Below are 19,549 nucleotides of genomic sequence, written 5' to 3'. Positions count from 1 at the left end.
ATTAGTATTACTTACTTACAGATTAAATTCTTTAATTTTATTTAATTATAATTTATAAGTATAATTGATAACAATAATAAGTTTTATAAAATTTTGAACATTCAAAAAATAAAGTATCAAAACGATTGTTTGGTTTAACGGATCCTAAAAGCGTTTGTGTTGGTAAAGGAAGATGGCAAACGTTGTAGTATGTTCACGTCGTATAGAGGCTTACGAGAAAGTTGTGAAAGAAATCGAAGTATTAGGGAAACGAGCCCTTGTCCTGGCAATGGATGTAACAGATTTTGAATCTGTTGTTCAAGACAGGGATAAAGTAATTTCTCATTGCTCAACTGGATAAATAAAACATTGGGAGGAGACAGATGAGAACAGAAACTATTTTAATTACAGGTGCTACAAAAGGAATCGGTTTGGAATTCGCTAAAATTTTTGCAGGTCATAGCTATAACTTAGTGTTAGTTGCCAGAGACGCAACGTTGTTAGAGCAACAATCCGAGAATTTAAAAAAGGATTATGGTATACAAGTAAATACTTTTGCCGGCGATTTAGGCAACTATACAACGGTAGAGAGCTTGCATCGATACTTGAAAACTGAGGGAATTAACATTGATATATTGATTAATAATGCCGGAGCTGGCGGATTTGGATTTATGACGGAAGTGGATATTCAGAAGGAAATGGAATATTTGCAGCTAAATATGATTTCACTTACGTATTTAACCAGACTTTTTGCGGATGACATGGTGAAACGAAAGCAAGGTAAAATTTTAAACGTGGCTTCACTAGCAGCCTTTCAGCCAGTTCCACGAATGTCGATGTATGGAGCGAGTAAATCGTACGTCTTATCCTTTTCGGAAGCGATTGCTGAAGAACTGAAAGGAACTGGGGTTCAAGTTTCAGTATTATGTCCAAGCTTTACTAAAACAACACTTACGCAGCAATTCGCCGGAGCAGGAACGAAAGTGTTCAATAAGAACATGTTGGATCCGCAAATGGTTGCCAAGTGCGGCTTTGAAGGATTAATGAAGAATAAAAGGGTAATCATTCCGGGCTTTAAAAATAAACTCATGGCTAAATCTGTGGGCCTGCTGCCAAGGAAATGGGTAACCATCTATACACGAAAACTTCTTGAGCAAAAAGTGTAAATAAACATAAAATTCCTATCTTTGAAAGAATGAGAGTTTTTACACGTATCACCCTTATACAATTTACGGAAAGTAGTATGCTTACGTTATGATTGGAGGCAGCTTCATGAAGCTGAAAAAAAATTTAAATGAATACAATCAATTCAAACGCGAAATGGAAATATCAGCGCAGAAATATGGATTAACTAACCAAAAAACCGTTGAATTCAGCCAAAAGTTAGATTTAGTGGTCAATGAATTCATGATGATAAAATATTCCGAAGTAAACAAACAGGAGTAACTTGGGTAGTAGCTTATGTCTAATAGATGTTTCTAGAAATCATCTTTATCATATAAAACTGATAAAAATTTTTCCGAAAGAAAGCACAATAATCGTAGGCAGGCAGAAATAATGAGTTAAACGCCCTATAAAACAATTAAAAAATATTTCGATCTATTGGAATTAGATAATTGCAGAACAATTGAAGAAATGAAAGCCAGATAAACTTAAGAGGAAAGTGACTCCACAGAGTAAAGATTTTTTCATTTTTCGTTTTGAGAGTAAAGATTACTGTGAAATATTAATGAAGGGGTGACGTTATGTGGGTCTGTACCTCACACATGAAAGAAACATTACTATTGTTAGACACTCCCCATGTTAGCAAAGCTTCGTATCAAATTAAGTGTTCTCTTTGTGATAATCTTGCTACTGCAAAAGTTTATTATACTCACAGAACTTACCGTTATATTAAAAAACAATGCATAGATTCTTTATCAAAATCTACCCCTATAAAATCTGGTTAATTAATTTTAGGAAATACAATGCATATCAACTCATGAATAGACAGTCCACAACTATCTTAAAATGGACAATCCAAACATTCTGTACAAAGATAGGTTCTTTTGTTCGTTTTATACTCAGTACTCATTTTTGGTTTTTCCTGCAAATAAAAAAGAGGTTAGCCCGAGTAGCTATTCAGCTACTTTTGGGTCTACCTCATTAAGTGATAGTAGATTCTTCACTAAGTTCCCCACGATAAAATAAGAAAATCCATATAAAACTAACGAAAATACAGCATATAGCTAACTGGCTACCAATAACTTGCGGAGAAAGAATCTCTAAAAGCCATCCCGTAAAACATCGGTGAAAATCAGAATCTTTTTTTTAGAAAAACGATCTACAATTCCGCCTATGAAAGGACTAAGAAGATCCTTTACTTATAAAAGTGAGCGCTATCATAAACGGAGATTCCGTTATGCTATAGACGAATGTTAATAAAGCTACCGTATGAAACCAATCTCCAAGTACACTTAATGTTTGACCATAAAATAGTTTTTTGAAGTTTGTATTTGTTTTAAGAAGTGTGGAATAAGAAACTGACATAAAAGGTTAATCCTTATGTAATAATGATGCTTGAACTTGTTTTTTCCATTCGCTTAAATACACTTTCTCCTTTGTAGGAAGTCCAACAGGTAATTGTGTGATCAATTCTAAACTGTTTCCATCAGGATCGTTAAAGTATACGGAGGCATGTGCTAATTCTGGAAAAACAATGGGTTCAATTGGTTCCATTCCAAAGTCTTTTCGTGCTGAAATTCCTTTTTGATTTAGCCAATGTATCGCATTTTCTAAATCGTGTAAGCTTACTTGGAAGGCGATATGTCGTAAAGATGGGTGATAATTAACTTTGTATTCTGTTCCTTCCCAAAGGCCGAGCCAACTTTCATTTTCTTTAATCCAAAAGAAAGCAATATCTTCTCCTCTTTTATGTAATTTGAGCCCTAGTGATTCATAAAAAGATATAGATACTTCTAAGTTACGGACGGGTAAATGTGCTTCATAAAGACCTTTAATCATTGTAATCCTCCTTAGTAAAAATGTTTCTTATTCTATAGTAAACGATATTTTGTTAGGTGAAATCGCAAATAAGGGGTACATTCACTCATACGAAAGTATGAAAAAACAGCTCAAATATGAGCTGTTTTCATATAGTTTTTAGTTTTCTTACTGCATTCCTTTAGAGTTAGCGCAAAGGATATGATATGTTAATATCCGAATCCGCCGCCGCCACCCCAACAGCTACACCCGATAATGATTAGAAGGATGAATAGTACGATAAGCAAAGCAAATCCACCGCCGAAACCAGCGCAACTACCACCAAAGCTCATGTTTTTTCCTCCTTTTTAATAAATTAATCTATATAGTTCATGGACTACTATATACAGTATGTTTTTGTATGGAAAAGGAGCCAGTCTGATTTGTAATTAGACAAACGCCTGTAAGCTCATTTGGATTATATGTTTAGTTGAATTTATATGGTTATATACAAATGAAATGTTATGAAATTTGCAATTTGTTTATAAAAAATTGTAAAAAAAACCATTTTTATATTTTTTTATGAAGAGATTTGTACTATAATTTTACAAGTAATATTATGGGAAAAGGGAGTTTTAGTCGAGAGATGGAGATGGGACAATTACAAAATAAAATAGAAAACAAAAAGAAAGAGCTAATTCAACTTGTCGCTAGACATGGTTTGGATCATGATAAAGTTTTGTTATTTAGTCGAGATTTAGATATACTAATTTATAAGTTTATGAATGTAAAAGATGTACATAAATAAATAATTTATAGTTTTTTATATTAAGATATTTTATGGATGAAGGAGAGAATAAGAATTGGAACATTTACAAGAAGAGTTGTATAAACAAATACGAGAAGAAAAGGGTACTGTTACAATTTTCTTGAAGAGTGGCGTTAGAATAGTGGGAGAAGTTGTCGGGGTAGATAAATTTACAATTTTAATACTAGTAGATGGAAAGCAACAACTTATTTATAAGCAGGCTGTATCAACAATAATGAAATAAGACANNTGTCTTATTTCATTATTGTTTGCAGGCTTCAACGTCAATGCCAGCAGCTACTAATTTCTTTTCTCCATCTTGTTCAATAATTTTTTGTAACTTAGATAGGAAAGAATCAAAGTTTGTATGTTTTGCCACTTGGAATGTCATTTTATGTTCAATTGGTAGCCACGTATCAATATCAGCTTCGTTATGTTGAATTTTCACTTCCAGTTTATCAAGGGCGTTAGCAACTTTCGCTTCGTACGTTTCTTTCGCTTCAAACTCCATCCATAAATCATATAAATCCTCACCGAGAGAACCTTTTAATGTTCGTTTAATATTTAAAATTGCTTCTTGCTCATTTTGTTGTTTTTGCAATTGTAATTCGTGACTATTCATTGTATCAAAGGCAGGAATATCACCAGCTTCAGCTTCGACTAGGTCATGAATAATAACCATTTTAAGTAATTTTTCAATACTTACTTTTTGATCTAAATAAGGTTCAACTAAAATGGCCATTAGAGACATGCGCCACGTATGTTCTGCAACACTTTCTTGGCGTCCGTTAGAAAGCCAGCTATGTCGCATTTCGTATTTTAGTTTTTCTGCTAGTGCAATGACTTGTAAAATGTTATGTTCCATCGTGATCCTCCTCATATTTCCATACCATAATTCTAATATGGAAATGAAATGTGTCAATTTTATGAGTATATTGCGATAAATAGATGATAAGCGTATAATAAATGTTATATGTGAAAACGTATTATTAAAATGAAAAAATATTTTATAAAAATGAAAAGGGAAGGGCAGGAATATGGGAGACGAAAATCAAGTGTTTGCTAGACCAGAAAGAAAAAAAAGGAAGGTTGATATTTCTAGCCCAGTTGGCATTATAGTAGGTTTTGCCATAGTGATAGTGGCGATTATGCTTGGCGGCGGTGGAATAAAAGCTTTTAAAAATTTCTTGGATGTTTCATCTATTTTAATTGTCCTAGGTGGAACAACAGCGACGGTTGTTGTAGCATATCGATTTGGGGAAATAAAAAAATATACGAAAAGTATTTTTACGGTTTTACATAGAAGAGAAGAAGATTTAGAGCAGTTAACAGATTTGTTTGTGGATTTTTCAAAAAAGTCTAAAAAACATGGTTTACTTTCTTTAGAAGTTGATGGAGAGCAAGTGGACAATCCTTTTATTCAAAAAGGAATTCAACTCATGTTAAGTGGTTACGATGAAGATGAATTAAAAGAAGTGTTAATGAAAGATGTAGAAACGGAAGTGTATGAGTTAAGAAAAGGAGCAACTTTATTAGATAAAATTGGTGATTTTGCTCCAGCCTGGGGAATGATAGGAACTTTAATTGGTCTTATTATCATGCTTCAAAACTTGCAAGATACATCGCAAATTGGTACAGGGATGGCAGTTGCAATGTTAACGACATTGTATGGATCTGTACTTGCGAATATGATTGCAATACCTCTTGCTGAAAAGGTGTATCGTGGTATTGAGGATTTGTATACAGAGAAGAAGTTTGTTATTGAAGCAATTTCAGAATTGTATCGTGGGCAAATTCCTTCTAAATTAAAGTTAAAGCTGGATACATATGTTTACGAAACGAAGATGAAAAAAGTAAAACGAGCAGCCTAACATTGCAAGGAGTGGTATGATGAAAACAAGACCGCAAAAGGGATCGCCTCGTTGGATGACGACTTTTACAGATTTAACGATGTTATTATTAACTTTCTTTGTATTATTAGTTGCTACATCGAAGCAAGATACAGTAAAATTGTCAAAGATGCTTGAAAATTTTAGTGACGCGGAGCAAGTAGATGCAAAAGTAATAGAAAATACAATACCAGATATTTCACATGAAAAAAATGATGAAAAAATGGTCTCGAAAAAGCGAATGGACGACTTGTATAAAAAGTTAAAAGCATATGTAGATAACAATGGTATTAGTCAAGTGAATGTATATCGAGAGGATACAGGGGTAAGCGTCGTTATAGTAGATAATTTAATATTTGATACGGGAGATGCAAACGTTAAACCGGAAGCAAAAGAGATCATTAGTCAATTAGTCGGATTTTTTCAATCGGTACCAAATCCGATTGTTGTGGAAGGACATACAGATAGTAGACCCATCCATAATGAGAAGTTTCCTTCTAACTGGGAATTATCTTCAGCAAGAGCAGCTAATATGATTCACCATTTAATCGAGGTGTATCATGTGGATGATAAAAGGTTAGCTGCGGTAGGATATGCAGATACAAAGCCAGTTGTACCAAATGATTCACCGCAAAATTGGGAGAAAAACCGTCGCGTTGTCATTTATATAAAAGAATAGTATATTTTNNAAAATAATAAAAATACAGAAATTCTTTTAAAAAAATATTAAATTTTATCATTTTATTTTGTATAATGAGTGAGAATGATAAGGTGAAATATTAAGATATATTTATACATAGAGGGAGAGAATCTAAAAGAATGGCACATAAAATTTTAGTTGTAGATGATGCAATGTTTATGCGTACGATGATTAAAAACTTATTAAAAAGTAATACTGAATTTGAAGTTATCGGTGAAGCGGAAAATGGAGTAGAAGCAATTCAAAAGTATAAAGAACTTCAACCAGATATTGTAACATTAGATATTACTATGCCAGAAATGGACGGACTGGAAGCATTAAAAGAAATTATGAAAATTGATTCAAGTGCAAAAGTTGTTATTTGTTCTGCAATGGGACAACAAGGTATGGTATTAGATGCAATTAAGGGTGGGGCAAAAGACTTTATTGTAAAGCCATTCCAAGCGGATCGTGTAATCGAAGCTTTAACAAAAGTAGCAAACAGTTAATCAAAATAGAAGGGGTGCCACAAGGAATCGAAACAATGATAGCGAATAGACGTGTGGCCCCCTTTTTTCTTGTTTTAAAACACTAAATTGTTATACATCAATGAAATGTTTGTTAGACAGGTAGGGGATTAAAATGCAAACAGATCTATTAAATATATTTTTTGAAGAATCAGAAGAACATTTACAGTCGCTGAATGAAAATGTGCTAATTTTAGAACAGAATCCTACTGATATGGGCGTAGTCGGAGAAATATTCCGTTCAGCTCATACCTTTAAAGGTATGTCTGCGAGTATGGAATTTACGGAAATGGCGGATTTAACGCATAAAATGGAAAATGTTTTAGATGAAATCCGTCATGGGAATATAGTGGTAAATGTGAATATTATTGATGTGATTTTTGAGTGCATTGATAATTTGGAGAAGATGGTTGCAGATGTGCAGCAAGGCGGAATGGGCAATATTGATGTAGTCTCAACTAAACATAAATTAGAAGAGTTGTTGAACAGTAATGTAGAAGCTTCTACGGAACATATAGAACAAAATTATATAAACAATAATGATACAGTTTCGCATGAAGTGCATATAACTGTTGAACAGCAAGCTATTTTAAAAGCAGTACGTGCCATTATGTGTATTGAAGCACTGCAAAATCAAGGTGATATACAAAAAACAGTTCCAAGTATTGAAGAAATCGAAGCAGATGCTTTCGGATTTGAATTCACAGTGCTTATGGATACTGATCGTAGCGTGGAAGAATTAAAACAAGTAGTGCTTCATGTTTCTGAAATTGAGAAAGTAGAAGTGAAACAAGGAAACCATACAAGACAAGAAGTCGTTACACAAGAGGTTGTGCATGTAGAAGAAATGATACAACCGGCTGTGGTTACACAGATGGAATCACCGACAGAGGCAGCTAAGCAACCTGCAAGTGTTGCGCCAGCTAAAAGTACTGCGAAAACGAAAAACTCTAAAGGTGAGAATCGTTCTATTCGTGTTCAATTAGAGAAAATCGAAAGATTAATGAATATGTTTGAAGAAAGTGTAATTGAACGTGGACGCATTGATGAATTGGCACAAACGATTCAAAACAAGGAGTTAATTGAGCATTTAAATCGATTAGGCGATATTTCAAAAGATATTCAAAATGTGCTACTAAACATGCGTATGGTGCCGATTGAAACGGTCTTCAATCGTTTCCCGCGCATGGTACGTATGTTAGCGAAAGATTTAGGGAAAAAAATCGATTTACAAATTACAGGCGAAGATACTGAAGTTGATAAAATTGTTATTGATGAAATCGGTGATCCACTCGTTCATCTAATTCGTAATGCGATTGATCATGGTATTGAAACTGTTGAGCAACGTCGTGATGCAGGTAAAAATGAGACAGGTACGATTAAATTAGAGGCGTTTCATAGTGGAAATCATGTCATTATTCAAATTACTGATGATGGAAATGGTATTCATAAAGAAAAAGTATTAGAAAAAGCGATTAAAAATGGTGTTGTAACAGAAGAAGAGGCAAATAAGTTAACGGACCGTGAAGTATTTGATCTAATCTTCCAGCCAGGATTTAGTACAGCTGAAGTAGTATCGGATCTTTCTGGACGTGGCGTTGGATTAGATGTTGTGAAACATACAATTCATAGTCTAGGTGGGCATTTGATTATTGATTCTGAGGAAGGAAAAGGAAGTACATTTAGAGTTGAACTTCCGTTAACATTATCGATTATTCAATCGATGCTTGTTCAAACGAATGATAAGCGTTATGCCTTACCCCTTGGAAATATTGTTGAAGCAGTTCGAATTAAGAAAGAAGACATTCAATCCTTACAAGGGAAAGACGTGTTAAACTATCGCGATCAAATTATTGAAGTGAAGCATTTAAGTACTGTATTTGGTGAAAAAACAGTAGATGAGGCGTTTGAGTCATATGATAGTCAAATGGTTCCTGTGTTAATTGTTCGTAATACACATCGCAGCTATGGACTTATTGTAAGCACAATTATCGGTCAAAGAGAAATAGTCTTAAAGTCGTTAGGTGACTTCTTTGCAGAGAGTTCTAACTATTTCTCTGGTGCGACGATTCTTGGCGATGGACGAGTGGTTCTCATTTTAAACCCAGAAGGTTTATAATAGGAATGACGGAAAGCTCCCCACTTGTATACATTTGGGGAGCTTTTTGGCTAATCATTACTAATATGAAGAAAGTAATCACATATAGCTGGAAATAAATACATATTCACGATTTGTATAATAAGTTTGTTAAAATATAATAAGTGTAATAAATTGGAGTTTATCCCGTTATTTGCGCGCAGTAAGACTTCCATCCAAAAATTCGGAGAATGCGAGGTGGAAGTCGGGCTATCCGTAAATGTCCGGTTGGTGTGGGTTAACAATTAGTAGGCGATGAACAAAGCCCCACTGATTAAAGTTTCACTTTATATTACTTGGATAGAAAAACAGAAATGAGGAGGCAGGAAAAATGCCTGAGCAACAGACAAAAGGGGATACGGGCACAATTGTGCTAGAGAAAGAAAAGGAGCATTTAACGCCTCAAGAATGCGATATTCTTGGCGAAATCGCAAATATATCATTCGGTTCAGCTTCGACAGTATTATCAACAATTTTAAATAGGCAAGTAAGTATAACTGCTCCTCATGTAGAGTTAGTAGATTTATATGATACAAGTGATGTTGAAGTTCCTCATGTTGTATTAAACATTCAGTTTACAAAAGGGCTAGATATGGAAAATCTACTTGTCCTCCAGCAAGATGTTGCTTTATCAATTGCTGATTTAATGATGATGGGGACAGGTGAAGTGGAAGAAGGAAAAGAACTTGGTGAGTTAGAGCTAAGTGCTGTACAAGAAGCGATGAATCAAATGATGGGATTCGCCGCAACGTCTATGTCGGAATTCTTCCAAGATACAGTAGACATGTCTCCGCCGACAATTAAAGTTGTAAAGCTATCAGAAGAGATGGAGAAAATCTCTGGTTTTGATGGGAATGATACGATTGTTAAAGTATCGTTTGATTTAAAAATAGATAATCTTGTAAACTCTAAACTTGTGCAAATTGTTTCGGTTGAACATACGAAACAAATGATAAATAAATTACTGCAATTATCTGGTGAAGCGGAAGAAAAAGACGAGCCAGCAGCAGTAGTGGAAACTGAGATTGTAGAAGAACATGTGGAAAAAGAGCAGTTAACGCAAGAGGAAAAAGACGTACTTGGTGAAATTGCGAACATTTCAATTGGTTCAGCTTCAACAGTACTATCGACACTTTTAAATCAGCCAGTTACGATTAGTACACCAAATGTAGAAGCGATTAACGTTCGTCATTATGATGGAGTGCCAGTTCCGTTTGTTATTTTAAATGTTGATTTTGTTGAAGGACTAAAGAATGAGAACGTATTCGTATTTACGAAAGATGTTGCTTTGACAATGGTAGATTTAATGATGATGGGAACGGGGGAAGTTGACCCAGAGAAAGAACTTAGTGAACTGGAGCTAAGCGGTATTAAAGAAATCATGAACCAAATGATGGGGCATGCTGCAACAGCGATGTCAGAAATGTTTCAAGAAAAGATGGATATGACACCACCAGATGTTAAATTTGTTTCGTTAAAAGAAGAAATGGAGTATTTGGGAGAAGCGATGGAAGTGGACGAGCTCGTTCAAATTACGTTCAACCTTGAAATCGGCGATCTTCTTCAATCAAAAATGTATCAAATTTTACCAATTTCAGAAGCGAAAGAAATGGTAAGACGACTTCTGTATCCAATGGTGGAAGAAGAGGTTATTGAGGAAGAAATTGAAGAAGAAGAAATTGTAGAACCTGTTGTACAGCCTATTGAATATAAAGAAGTAAAACAAATTGAGCCAGTATATATGGATACATCCATACTACAAAATGTAGAAATGAATGTGAAATTTGTATTTGGTAGTACAGTGAAAACCATTCAAGATATATTAAGTTTACAAGAAAATGAAGCGGTTGTACTAGATGAAGATATGGATGAACCAATTCGTATTTATGTAAATGATGTGTTAGTGGCGTATGGGGAACTTGTAAATGTAGATGGATTTTTCGGAGTAAAAGTGACGAAATCGCTATAAGGCGTTGAAATAGGAGTTTGAATTAGTAGATGAAAAACGTAAAGTTTTTTCTAATTGGTTGGCTATGCATACATGTGTGTCTGTTCTTTCCCTTGCAAAGTAAGGCGGAAGAACAAAGTGTGCCAGATCAAAATACAAATGAAGTGAACGTGCAAGAACAGCCGGAACGAGTGGAAATGAATCCGGTTGAAGAGGAAAAAAAAGAAGTAGCGAATGAACAAGATATTGAAAGAAAGATAGAAACGGATCAAGGGGTTATTACAGTAAGTAAGTCCGAGCTAAATGTTGGCGAAGAAGTGCGGATTACTGTAGAACGAAACGAGAAAAATATTCAAAGTATGAAAGGTGTATTGCAGTTACAAAAAAACGGCGAGCAATATGCACAAGAAAGAATGCTATCCTTTGAGTATGAAGAAGAAACGAAGCGATGGATTGCTAACTATAAAGCCGGGATTTTTGATTTACAAGGTGATTGGAACCTTCAGCTCATTCAAAGTTATAAAGAAAATGAGAAAGAAGAGCTCATAGAAAATGAAGTGAAAGTCCCGCTTATTCGTATTAAAAATGAAACACCGACTATTGATACAGAATTGCCAACGTTACATAAAGTTACTATTGATGAGGCGAAAGAGAACTTAATTGAACGGAAACAGGGAGAGTCTATACATATACGAGTAAAAGCGTCAGATATAGAATCGGTTGTGAAAGAAGCTCGCGTTACATTAAAAGGAAAAGAAGATAAAGAGAGTACCTTTTTATTAGACTACAATAAGCGCGACATGGATTGGCAAAAATCATTCGAAATAACGGATGATTTGCCAATTGGACCATACAAACTATTTGTAGAAATAATAGATGCAGCAGGCAATAAACTTGTGATGGAAAGTGAATATATCGTTTCTGTTTTGGAGCAAAAGGCGGAAGATGATAAAAAGATAGAAGAACAAGAGGATGAAAATAAGTTAGAAGATAAGAAAGAAACTGAGAAGCAGGAAGATTTGAAAGTAGAGATTCCGCTTCCAGAAGAAAAACTTCCAGTTGTTCAAATTCCAAAGCAAGACGAGAAAGTAAACGATTTTATAAAAGAATCGTTGAAAGAGAAAGAGGATTTCACTTACGTTATAAAAGAGCCATTGCCAGACAACAAAGGAATAACGAATGTAAAGGCGCAAAAAGAGAACGAAAGCAAAAATGACAATCAAGTCGTTTCTAAAAAGAAAGAACAAATAGAAGAACAGGAAGAGAAACAAGAAAAAAATAGTGAACAAGGAGTACAAGCTTCTAATGTGTTTGCTATAATGTCAGGTTTATTCGTACTGTTTTTAGTTTTAAAGAGTAATAAAGAATGGGGCTAATTATTTCATAGTAATGGAGGCGCTTAAATGGAAATTAAACGTACAACAATTGAAAATAAGACGCTACAACCATTAAAACAGCCTGCAGCTATTTCGGAACATGAAATTCAGAAAGAACGAAAGCGTAGTAACCTAGTGTTTACTGGACAGTCTAAAATCATTATGAAAAATAATGAAATAGGAATTTTACTTGCAAGTTTAGGTGATGGAAAGATTATGAAGGAAATGCTTTCTAAAGAGATGGATACGGTGTTGCAACTCTTTAAAAAGTTACATACGTTATCTGGAGAAGGAAAGCAAACAGAAAAAATATTTGAACAAGTAATGAGAAGCCTGCAAGGACTTGTTAAGCAGGCACATATAAAAGAACTGCCTCTCTTAGACGGAACGTATGATTTCGCTGAAGTACAACTATCATTTGGTAGAAAGGTGCATATTCCGTTACTAGATGTAAGTGCGCTCATTTCTAGAGTGGAAAGTGATTCATCGGAAGGAAATATAAATTTAATGGTAACGGTTATTACTGCTTATATAACGAAATTGTCTAATGAAACCATTTTAATTAGCAGTACAGATCGCACGGCTAAAGAGCGAGATGCAAGTGTATGGAGAGCGCTTGCAGAAATGAATATGACACAATTATCACAGGCATTGAAACGAACGATGCAAGATCATAAATGGTCTATGACGTTTCTTTTTCTCTTTATATGGGTTGTTTGTATCATTTTGATTCGAGTTATATAAAAAAAAGGTCGTCACTGCATTTGAAGTGACGACCTTTTTTTATATTTTTTCGTAAAAGAATGTATCGAATCGCTGAAGATTGTAGCGTTCAGGTGTTAAAATTTGTTCTGTACTACCAACAAATAGCACACCGCCTTTTCGTAAAGAACGACTAAACTTTTCATACAGCTTTACTCTTGCTTCTTCTGTAAAATAAATCATTACATTACGACATATGATTAAATCGTAATTTGTATCGAATGACTGCATTAAGAGGTCGTGTTGTTTGAACGTGACGTTTTGCTTAATGTTTTGATGCAATGAATATATATCATTCTCTTTTGTGAAATGACGCTCTTTTAAATCGGTAGGTAATTCTTTTAAAGAACGCTCTGTATATTGCCCACGTTTTGCAGTTTCTAATATATGAAAATCAAGATCTGTTGCTTGTATTTCATAGCGAAATGGAGCTAGATGTTTCGACAAAATTAAAGAGAGTGTATATGGTTCTTCACCGGCAGCGCAAGCGGCACTCCATACTTTTAATTTCCCATTATTTTGTTCGAGTAATTTTGGGAGTGCTTTCGACTCTAACGTTTGCCAGCGTTCTTTATTTCTGAAGAACTCTGAAACGTTAATTGTGATATAGTCAATAAAATTTAAAAATAAATTTTGATCGGCACGTAAATTGCTTAAAAAATTAGTGTAGTTTTCAAAGCCTTTTCTCGTAATAAAAGCATCGATTCTACGGCGCATTCTATCTTGTTTATACGAAGCGATATCCATATTGAATTGTTGTTTAAAACTCGCGATAAAATGATCATAATCTTGTTCAATTATCATAGTTACAATGAGCACAATAACGAAATTGTGCCTCCCCCTTTACATCATACGGATTTTTTGTTCAAAGCTTTTTTTCATCTGCTTTTCATGTAAACCTGGTAGATCATAAATGACAGCATCAATCCCTGCTTCTTTTGCAACGTCAACCGGAATGACTGATGTATGTTTGTCTCCATTATAAAAACAGAGAACTAAATCGGTATCTTCAATAATTTGTTTTACAAAAAACATATAATCTGATCGGTAAATGGATTCGGTAGGGTGATTAAAAGCAACGTACTCGGCTCCGTGTTTTTTTAAGTAATCAACGACTTCTTGAAATTCATCTGTAACTGCTTGTAATGGTTGTAGCGTATAAAGACATAAATTTTGAGCAAGTCTTTCGTTTTCGATGAAAAAACGAAGAACCTCATTTTCAATAGATTTATAACATAATATGTAAATTTTATGTTTGTGAGCATAGTCAGTTAAAAATTTTTTAATTTCTTCTTGATCTAATACTGTTAATTGATTTGAACCACAAAGAAAAATATTCATAGAATTGTGCCACCTCATGCTAAATTGTAACATATCTTCTATAAAAAATAACTGCAAAATATTAGTGTTCAGAGTATAATTATAAATAACTGGATTTTACGATTAACTTTAGGAAGAAATAAAAAAATAAATAGGTGATATATATGCTGCGTTCTATCTCGCATAACCCAATTTTATCGCATATACCGCCTGCTACTCAAATGCCGAAAGAAGCAAATGTCAGGACAGGACTTGCATTTTCGGATAATTTGCATGCAGATCCGAAAAAAGATAAATTGCTAGAACAAATGGAAGCGTTTGTTGATAACATTGGAGAAATTAAAGAGAAAATAGAATTAGAATTAACGCTTGATAATGTTATGGAATACAAAAATACAGTAAAATCATTTTTGAATTTTTACGTTGATAATGTATTGCAATATAAAGATGTTATGTCTCGTCATCCACGTTATGGCTATTCACAGAAAATGACGATTGTGAAACAGGCAGAAATGGGATTAAATGAATTAGAAGATGTTATGAATTTAATTAATACAAAAACGGGACATTTAGAAATGTTAAATCAAATTGGGGAAATTCATGGTTTAATTGTAAATTTAGTCTTATAAAAGGGAAGGAAGCTATATGTACATACAATTATATGAAAAACTCGTTATTATTCAAAAAGCATATGAAAACATTCAAACGCTTGGAGAACAAATATATGAGAATTTAAAACATAAAAATGTAAATGCAGTTCAAAAGTTGCAAGTAGAGCAATTGCAGTACATTGATGGTTTAAAAGAATTATCAAGCTCATTTGAAGAAACGGTTATTCAGTTTTGTAAAGAACAGGGAGCTGAGTCATTTCGCGTGAGCGCGTTATTTTCGTATTTTTCTCATGAAGAAATTGAAAAAATGGAAAAATTACAAAAAAACATAGTTGAATTAGAAGAGAATGTAAAAATGATTCTTTTGCAAAATCAATATTACTTAAACGTACTATTAAAAACTACAGAAAGTATTGTGGATTCGGTTTCTGAATATAATTTGGAGAGAAACAATAATTCGCAAATCTTTATGAACGAACTTTTGTAAAGGGGAAGTGAACCATTATGAGATTATCAGATTATAATACCCCGCTATCAGGTATGTTAGCGGCCCAAATGGGACTACAAACAACAAAGCAAAACTTATCCAACATTCATACACCAGGCTATGTGCGTCAAGCGGTGAATTACGGATCAGCTGGAGCAAGTAATGGCCATTCACCGGAACAGAGAATTGGTTACGGTGTACAAGTATTAGGCGTTGACCGTATTACAGACGAAGTGAAAACGAAGCAATATAATGATCAAATGTCACAGTTCTCTTACTATGCATACATGAATTCTACTTTGGCACGAGTAGAGTCTATGGTCGGGACGACAGGGGAAAACTCATTATCTAGTTTAATGGACGGATTCTTCAATGCTTTTCGTGAAGTTGCAAAAAATCCAGAGCAATCAAACTACTACGATACATTAATTGCTGAAACTGGGAAGTTTACGAATCAAGTAAATCGTCTTGCTAAGCAATTTGAAGAAATAGAAATGCAAACAACAGCCGATATAGAAGCACACGTAGATGAGTTTAATCGACTTGCCGCTAGTTTAGCAGAAGCGAACAAGAAAATTGGTCAAGCAGGCACACAAGTACCGAATCAACTATTAGATGAACGTGATCGTATTACGACGGAAATGTCTAAATATGCAGATATCGAAGTATCTTATGAATCTACAAATCCTAATATCACAAGTGTTAGAATAAATGGTATTTTAGCTGTAAATGGTCAAGATACATATCCACTTCAATTACAGAAGAATAAAGAGCCTATGTCTGTACAAATATACGGAACAGATATTCCATTAAGTGGTGGGGCAATTCAATCGGCAATTGATACGAAAGCAAAGATTACTGGTTATAAAGATAATCTAAATGAATTTGTAAATTCGTTAAAACAACAAGTGAATACAGTTATGAAAAAAGAGTTCTTTGTAGGAGAAGATGCAAAAAAGATTGAAATAAACCCTGATTTTACAAAAGACATTTCAAAAATGAAAATTTCAGCTGAAACTGCCAACGAACTTGCTGGTATAACAGAAAAAGACTATAAGGGTGGACTGACGTATAAGAAAGCTTTAGATCAACTTTTAGTTGGTGTAGCTTCTGATAAAAGTTCAGTAAATGCTTACCAAAATATACATAAGGACTTATTAGAAGGTATTCAGCAAGAAAAAATGAGTATCGAAGGCGTGAATATGGACGAGGAAATGGTTAATTTAATGGCTTTCCAGAAATATTTCGTGGCGAACTCTAAAGCTATTACTACGATGAATGAAGTGTTTGATAGTTTATTTTCGATTATTAGATAACATGTAATAAAAAGAAAAAAGCTCTTTTTTTATGTGGGAAGAGAGAATCCGGCGAAGGATAGAAGCGGACAGGGCCTTTAAGTGGACCAAGCCGTGTAAGACCAGAGATATGAGATGGCTATAGGATAAGTTAGTTAATTGGAAAGCCATGTTTAGCAAATATCTCCTTCACAAGTTAAATAAAAACAAAAGCTCTTTCTTTATGCTGGAAGAGAGAATCCGGCGAAGGATAGAAGCGGACAGAGCCTTTAAGTGGACCAAGCCAAGTAAGCCCAGAGATATGAGGTGGCTATTGGGTAAGTTAGCTAATAGGAAATTCATGTTTAGTAAATATAACTTTCATAAGTTAAATAAAAACAAAAAGGCTCTTTCTGTATGTTGGGAGAGAGGGGCCAGTGAAGTTAGAGAAGGAAATTACCGTAGATAGTTGTGGTTTCTTCTTCACGCTACTTCAAATATAGATAAAGGAGAAGATAGAGATGAGAGTATCTACATTTCAAAATGCAAACTGGGCAAAGAGTCAGTTAATGGATTTGAATGTACAACAACAATACCACCGAAATCAAGTAACTTCAGGGAAGAAAAACCTTCTTATGAGTGAAGATCCACTTGCAGCGGGTAAATCATTTGCGATTCAACATTCATTGGCGAATATTGAACAAATGCAGAAAGATATAGCGGATTCTAGAAATGTTCTAAGTCAAACAGAAAATACATTGCAAGGTATTGTGAAGTCTTTAACGAGAGTAGATCAATTAACGATACAAGCATTAAATGGGACGAATAGTGAAAAAGAATTGAAAGCAATTGGAACAGAAGTAGATCAAATTCTAAAACAAGTCGTCTATTTAGCGAATACAAAAGAACAAGGTCGTTACCTTTTTGGTGGGGATAGTGCAGAGAAACCGCCATTTGCGGATGATGGTACATATCAAGGTGGCGAAAAGGATGTAATGTGGAAGCTGAATGACGGCTATGAAATTAAAGCGTTTCGTAAAGGTGATGAGTTATTAACTCCAGTTATTCAAACGTTAGCTAAGATGAAAGATGCTTTGCAAAGCGGTGATCAAAAAGCATTACAACCGTTTTTAGAGGAAAATAAGAAAAACTTAGATAGTGTCATTAACCGTACGACGGAAGTTGGTTCAACGATGAACACTGTTGATACGTTTAAGACGATTTTAAGCGAGCAAAACTTAGCGCTACAAGAAAATCGTAAAGAGATTGAAGATGTGGATTTAGCAGCAGCTATTTCAGAGTTAGCATACATAAACGCAACATACGAAGCGACGCTTAAGGCGGTTAGTACGATGAGTAAAACGAGTATTTTAGATTATATGTAAAGGATAAGGAGTGAGGAAGATGGCAGGAACAATATCTGATTATGGTGGCAGGCAGCAAATATGGAATTTAGGAAATAACATGATAGATACATCTAAGTTAGTAGATTTAGAGCTACAAGCTTTGGAAATGAGAAAATCACCATATACTACACAAAAGCAAACATTAACAAATGAAAATAATATATATGCAAGTATGAAAAAAGAGTTTGGAAACTTGATGCAAGTATTTAAAGATTTTCACGCATTTAAAGGTGATGAAAAGAAAATAACGCTATCGAAAGATGGGTTTATGACAGCACAAACGGATGCTGCTGCAATTTCTGGAACTCATACAATTACAGTAGAACGATTAGCAGAAAGGCATCAAATAACTACAGCTTCACTTACTCCACCAAAAACTCCTGAAGGTACACAAGAAAAATTTAGTTTAGATTTAAAACTTGGAGTAGATGACGTATTTAAGATAAATGGAAAAGAAGTTGAAATCTCGAAAGATATGACGTATAAAGATCTTGTCAATAAAATTAATAACGGAAATTATGGTGCATCAGTATATACGTTAGGCGATCAACTGTTTTTTACATCTACTACTGCCGGAGAAGACGGGAAGTTAAAATTAAGTGATGGTCCAAATGGATTTTTACAAAAGATAGGATTGGTTACTTCTGAAACAACGGATGGAGTGAATAACATTGCACATCAAGTGACAGGAGCGACAAATGCTGAATATACAATAAATGGAGTTAAAGGGACTAGTAAGACAAATAAGATAGATGCGATGCCAGGATTAACCATTAATTTAGAAAAGGTAACTACAGAGCCAATTACATTAACTATCGAAGATTCTGATATAAAAAATTCGATAGATTTAATTAAAAAAATGAAAGATGAGTATAATAAGGCTGTTAAAAGTTTAGATTTATTTGCTGGTGAAAATGGAGTGATGCAAGGTAATAATGTTTCGTTTGCAATCAGTAATGCAATGACAAGTATTTTTAAATTTTCTCAAGATGATAAATTTTTATTTTCTTTCGGGATTCAAATTGATAAATCTGGGAACATGACACTTGATGAAGAGAAATTAAAAGCTGCTTTTAAAGAGAATCCAGAAACTACGAAACAATTTTTCTTTGGTCTCAATGGTTTAGGTCATAATGCTGAGAAAAAGTTTGATGGTATATTTGGAGATGAAGGGATTATTGGGAAACGCTCTAAAAGCATTGAAAAGCAAGTAACTGATTTAGAGAGAAAAATTCAAGATATTGATACAATTAATAAGGAAAAACAAAAAACAATTATCGATAAATATGCAAAACTAGAAAGTCAGTTAGCATTACTTGATAGTCAGCTGAAGACAATTCAAGCAATGACAAAAACAAAAAGTGACGATTAATGAAATGTGAGGA

General features: G+C 34.1%; 22 protein-coding genes and 1 pseudogene. 17 read left to right on the top strand and 6 right to left on the bottom strand.

The features are described 5' to 3' along the window. Nucleotides 1-172 precede the first annotated feature (172 nt). The 3 genes from COC96_RS04525 to COC96_RS04515 all read left to right on the top strand — a co-directional run bounded on the left by COC96_RS04525 (nt 173) and on the right by COC96_RS04515 (nt 1,425). Nucleotides 173-340, top strand: coding sequence for a hypothetical protein (locus tag COC96_RS04525; protein ID WP_225316043.1), 168 nt, complete (start codon nt 173-175; stop codon nt 338-340). A gap of 22 nt (nt 341-362) precedes the next feature. Then, complete coding sequence (locus COC96_RS04520) at nt 363-1,145, top strand: SDR family NAD(P)-dependent oxidoreductase (RefSeq protein ID WP_098267306.1); 783 nt, start codon at nt 363-365, stop codon at nt 1,143-1,145. A gap of 106 nt (nt 1,146-1,251) precedes the next feature. Next, nucleotides 1,252-1,425: an aspartyl-phosphate phosphatase Spo0E family protein gene (locus tag COC96_RS04515; RefSeq protein WP_098267307.1), complete on the top strand. Its 174-nt coding sequence runs from the start codon at nt 1,252-1,254 to the stop codon at nt 1,423-1,425. 830 nt (nt 1,426-2,255) lie between these two features. Here the strand turns inward: COC96_RS04515 and COC96_RS04510 are convergent. The 3 genes and pseudogenes from COC96_RS04510 to COC96_RS04500 form a co-directional block, all read right to left on the bottom strand. After that, nucleotides 2,256-2,508, bottom strand: a pseudogene (locus tag COC96_RS04510) (MFS transporter); the annotation flags it as partial. A 6-nt stretch (nt 2,509-2,514) separates the two neighbouring features. Then, a complete protein-coding gene (locus COC96_RS04505) occupies nt 2,515-2,982 on the bottom strand; it encodes a VOC family protein (protein WP_098267308.1) in 468 nt (155 codons plus the stop codon). A gap of 188 nt (nt 2,983-3,170) precedes the next feature. After that, nucleotides 3,171-3,293, bottom strand: coding sequence for a YjcZ family sporulation protein (locus COC96_RS04500; protein ID WP_000007806.1), 123 nt, complete (start codon nt 3,291-3,293; stop codon nt 3,171-3,173). Nucleotides 3,294-3,532: 239 nt separating this feature from the next. Between COC96_RS04500 and COC96_RS04495 the strand changes: the two genes are divergently transcribed. Together COC96_RS04495 and hfq are read left to right on the top strand one after the other, a co-directional pair. Further along, nucleotides 3,533-3,748 (top strand): aspartyl-phosphate phosphatase Spo0E family protein, encoded by a 216-nt coding sequence (locus COC96_RS04495; protein ID WP_098267309.1) that lies wholly within the window; start codon nt 3,533-3,535, stop codon nt 3,746-3,748. 55 nt (nt 3,749-3,803) lie between these two features. After that, nucleotides 3,804-3,992 carry an RNA chaperone Hfq gene (gene hfq / locus COC96_RS04490; protein WP_097902226.1) on the top strand — a complete coding sequence of 63 codons (189 nt, stop codon included), beginning with the start codon at nt 3,804-3,806 and terminating at the stop codon, nt 3,990-3,992. 18 nt (nt 3,993-4,010) lie between these two features. Here the strand turns inward: hfq and COC96_RS04485 are convergent, their stop codons facing one another. Beyond that, entirely contained in the window at nt 4,011-4,613 is a 603-nt protein-coding gene (locus COC96_RS04485; RefSeq protein ID WP_098267310.1) for an HD domain-containing protein, read from the bottom strand. Nucleotides 4,614-4,785: 172 nt separating this feature from the next. Between COC96_RS04485 and COC96_RS04480 the strand changes: the two genes are divergently transcribed. From COC96_RS04480 to COC96_RS04450, 7 genes are all read left to right on the top strand, one after another. Beyond that, a complete protein-coding gene (locus tag COC96_RS04480) occupies nt 4,786-5,619 on the top strand; it encodes a flagellar motor protein MotP (protein WP_098267311.1) in 834 nt (277 codons plus the stop codon). Nucleotides 5,620-5,638: 19 nt separating this feature from the next. Beyond that, the gene (locus tag COC96_RS04475) at nt 5,639-6,316 is read left to right on the top strand and encodes an OmpA family protein (RefSeq protein ID WP_141536185.1); all 678 of its coding nucleotides are present in this window, start codon (nt 5,639-5,641) and stop codon (nt 6,314-6,316) included. A gap of 140 nt (nt 6,317-6,456) precedes the next feature. After that, complete coding sequence (locus COC96_RS04470; protein WP_098267313.1) at nt 6,457-6,825, top strand: response regulator; 369 nt, start codon at nt 6,457-6,459, stop codon at nt 6,823-6,825. 133 nt (nt 6,826-6,958) lie between these two features. After that, nucleotides 6,959-8,962 (top strand): chemotaxis protein CheA, encoded by a 2,004-nt coding sequence (locus COC96_RS04465; RefSeq protein WP_098267314.1) that lies wholly within the window; start codon nt 6,959-6,961, stop codon nt 8,960-8,962. A gap of 349 nt (nt 8,963-9,311) precedes the next feature. Next, complete coding sequence (locus COC96_RS04460; RefSeq protein WP_098267315.1) at nt 9,312-10,949, top strand: flagellar motor switch protein; 1,638 nt, start codon at nt 9,312-9,314, stop codon at nt 10,947-10,949. 29 nt (nt 10,950-10,978) lie between these two features. Beyond that, nucleotides 10,979-12,304 carry a transglycosylase gene (locus tag COC96_RS04455; RefSeq protein WP_098267316.1) on the top strand — a complete coding sequence of 442 codons (1,326 nt, stop codon included), beginning with the start codon at nt 10,979-10,981 and terminating at the stop codon, nt 12,302-12,304. 27 nt (nt 12,305-12,331) lie between these two features. After that, entirely contained in the window at nt 12,332-13,048 is a 717-nt protein-coding gene (locus COC96_RS04450) for a hypothetical protein (RefSeq protein WP_098267317.1), read from the top strand. 39 nt (nt 13,049-13,087) lie between these two features. Here the strand turns inward: COC96_RS04450 and cheR are convergent, their stop codons facing one another. Together cheR and COC96_RS04440 are read right to left on the bottom strand one after the other, a co-directional pair. Next, nucleotides 13,088-13,870 (bottom strand): protein-glutamate O-methyltransferase CheR, encoded by a 783-nt coding sequence (gene cheR, locus COC96_RS04445; protein WP_141536048.1) that lies wholly within the window; start codon nt 13,868-13,870, stop codon nt 13,088-13,090. Between the two features lie 39 nt (nt 13,871-13,909). Further along, a complete protein-coding gene (locus COC96_RS04440) occupies nt 13,910-14,407 on the bottom strand; it encodes a flagellar motor switch protein FliG (protein ID WP_098267319.1) in 498 nt (165 codons plus the stop codon). 143 nt (nt 14,408-14,550) lie between these two features. Here COC96_RS04440 and COC96_RS04435 point away from each other — a divergent pair, with 143 nt between their 5' ends. From COC96_RS04435 to COC96_RS04410, 5 genes are all read left to right on the top strand, one after another. Next, entirely contained in the window at nt 14,551-15,015 is a 465-nt protein-coding gene (locus tag COC96_RS04435; RefSeq protein WP_098267320.1) for a YaaR family protein, read from the top strand. A gap of 16 nt (nt 15,016-15,031) precedes the next feature. After that, nucleotides 15,032-15,484: a hypothetical protein gene (locus COC96_RS04430; protein WP_098267321.1), complete on the top strand. Its 453-nt coding sequence runs from the start codon at nt 15,032-15,034 to the stop codon at nt 15,482-15,484. Between the two features lie 17 nt (nt 15,485-15,501). Next, on the top strand, nt 15,502-16,800 hold the full coding sequence (gene flgK / locus COC96_RS04425) for a flagellar hook-associated protein FlgK (RefSeq protein WP_098768374.1): 1,299 nt from the start codon (nt 15,502-15,504) through the stop codon (nt 16,798-16,800). Between the two features lie 479 nt (nt 16,801-17,279). Then, on the top strand, nt 17,280-18,143 hold the full coding sequence (locus COC96_RS04415) for a flagellar hook-associated protein 3 (RefSeq protein WP_098267324.1): 864 nt from the start codon (nt 17,280-17,282) through the stop codon (nt 18,141-18,143). Nucleotides 18,144-18,162: 19 nt separating this feature from the next. After that, on the top strand, nt 18,163-19,536 hold the full coding sequence (locus tag COC96_RS04410) for a flagellar hook-associated protein 2 (RefSeq protein ID WP_098267325.1): 1,374 nt from the start codon (nt 18,163-18,165) through the stop codon (nt 19,534-19,536). Nucleotides 19,537-19,549: the final 13 nt, after the last annotated feature.

The organism is Bacillus cereus (genome assembly GCF_002577405.1).
Taxonomy (GTDB): Bacteria; Bacillota; Bacilli; order Bacillales; family Bacillaceae_G; genus Bacillus_A; species Bacillus_A cereus_AU.
This window is presented reverse-complemented; position numbering and strand designations above follow the sequence as displayed.

Bases quoted from the DNA above. Each gene is read 5' to 3' on its own strand.
- COC96_RS04485 (WP_098267310.1), bottom strand. From the start codon at position 4,613: ATGGAACATAACATTTTACAAGTCATTGCACTAGCAGAAAAACTAAAA.
- COC96_RS04525 (WP_225316043.1), top strand. From the start codon at position 173: ATGGCAAACGTTGTAGTATGTTCACGTCGTATAGAGGCTTACGAGAAA.
- COC96_RS04415 (WP_098267324.1), top strand. From the start codon at position 17,280: ATGAGAGTATCTACATTTCAAAATGCAAACTGGGCAAAGAGTCAGTTA.
- COC96_RS04410 (WP_098267325.1), top strand. From the start codon at position 18,163: ATGGCAGGAACAATATCTGATTATGGTGGCAGGCAGCAAATATGGAAT.
- COC96_RS04480 (WP_098267311.1), top strand. From the start codon at position 4,786: ATGGGAGACGAAAATCAAGTGTTTGCTAGACCAGAAAGAAAAAAAAGG.
- COC96_RS04440 (WP_098267319.1), bottom strand. From the start codon at position 14,407: ATGAATATTTTTCTTTGTGGTTCAAATCAATTAACAGTATTAGATCAA.
- COC96_RS04515 (WP_098267307.1), top strand. From the start codon at position 1,252: ATGAAGCTGAAAAAAAATTTAAATGAATACAATCAATTCAAACGCGAA.
- COC96_RS04475 (WP_141536185.1), top strand. From the start codon at position 5,639: ATGAAAACAAGACCGCAAAAGGGATCGCCTCGTTGGATGACGACTTTT.
- COC96_RS04455 (WP_098267316.1), top strand. From the start codon at position 10,979: ATGAAAAACGTAAAGTTTTTTCTAATTGGTTGGCTATGCATACATGTG.
- flgK (WP_098768374.1), top strand. From the start codon at position 15,502: ATGAGATTATCAGATTATAATACCCCGCTATCAGGTATGTTAGCGGCC.
- cheR (WP_141536048.1), bottom strand. From the start codon at position 13,870: ATGATAATTGAACAAGATTATGATCATTTTATCGCGAGTTTTAAACAA.
- COC96_RS04450 (WP_098267317.1), top strand. From the start codon at position 12,332: ATGGAAATTAAACGTACAACAATTGAAAATAAGACGCTACAACCATTA.
- COC96_RS04470 (WP_098267313.1), top strand. From the start codon at position 6,457: ATGGCACATAAAATTTTAGTTGTAGATGATGCAATGTTTATGCGTACG.
- COC96_RS04505 (WP_098267308.1), bottom strand. From the start codon at position 2,982: ATGATTAAAGGTCTTTATGAAGCACATTTACCCGTCCGTAACTTAGAA.
- COC96_RS04465 (WP_098267314.1), top strand. From the start codon at position 6,959: ATGCAAACAGATCTATTAAATATATTTTTTGAAGAATCAGAAGAACAT.
- COC96_RS04430 (WP_098267321.1), top strand. From the start codon at position 15,032: ATGTACATACAATTATATGAAAAACTCGTTATTATTCAAAAAGCATAT.
- COC96_RS04500 (WP_000007806.1), bottom strand. From the start codon at position 3,293: ATGAGCTTTGGTGGTAGTTGCGCTGGTTTCGGCGGTGGATTTGCTTTG.
- COC96_RS04435 (WP_098267320.1), top strand. From the start codon at position 14,551: ATGCTGCGTTCTATCTCGCATAACCCAATTTTATCGCATATACCGCCT.
- COC96_RS04520 (WP_098267306.1), top strand. From the start codon at position 363: ATGAGAACAGAAACTATTTTAATTACAGGTGCTACAAAAGGAATCGGT.
- COC96_RS04460 (WP_098267315.1), top strand. From the start codon at position 9,312: ATGCCTGAGCAACAGACAAAAGGGGATACGGGCACAATTGTGCTAGAG.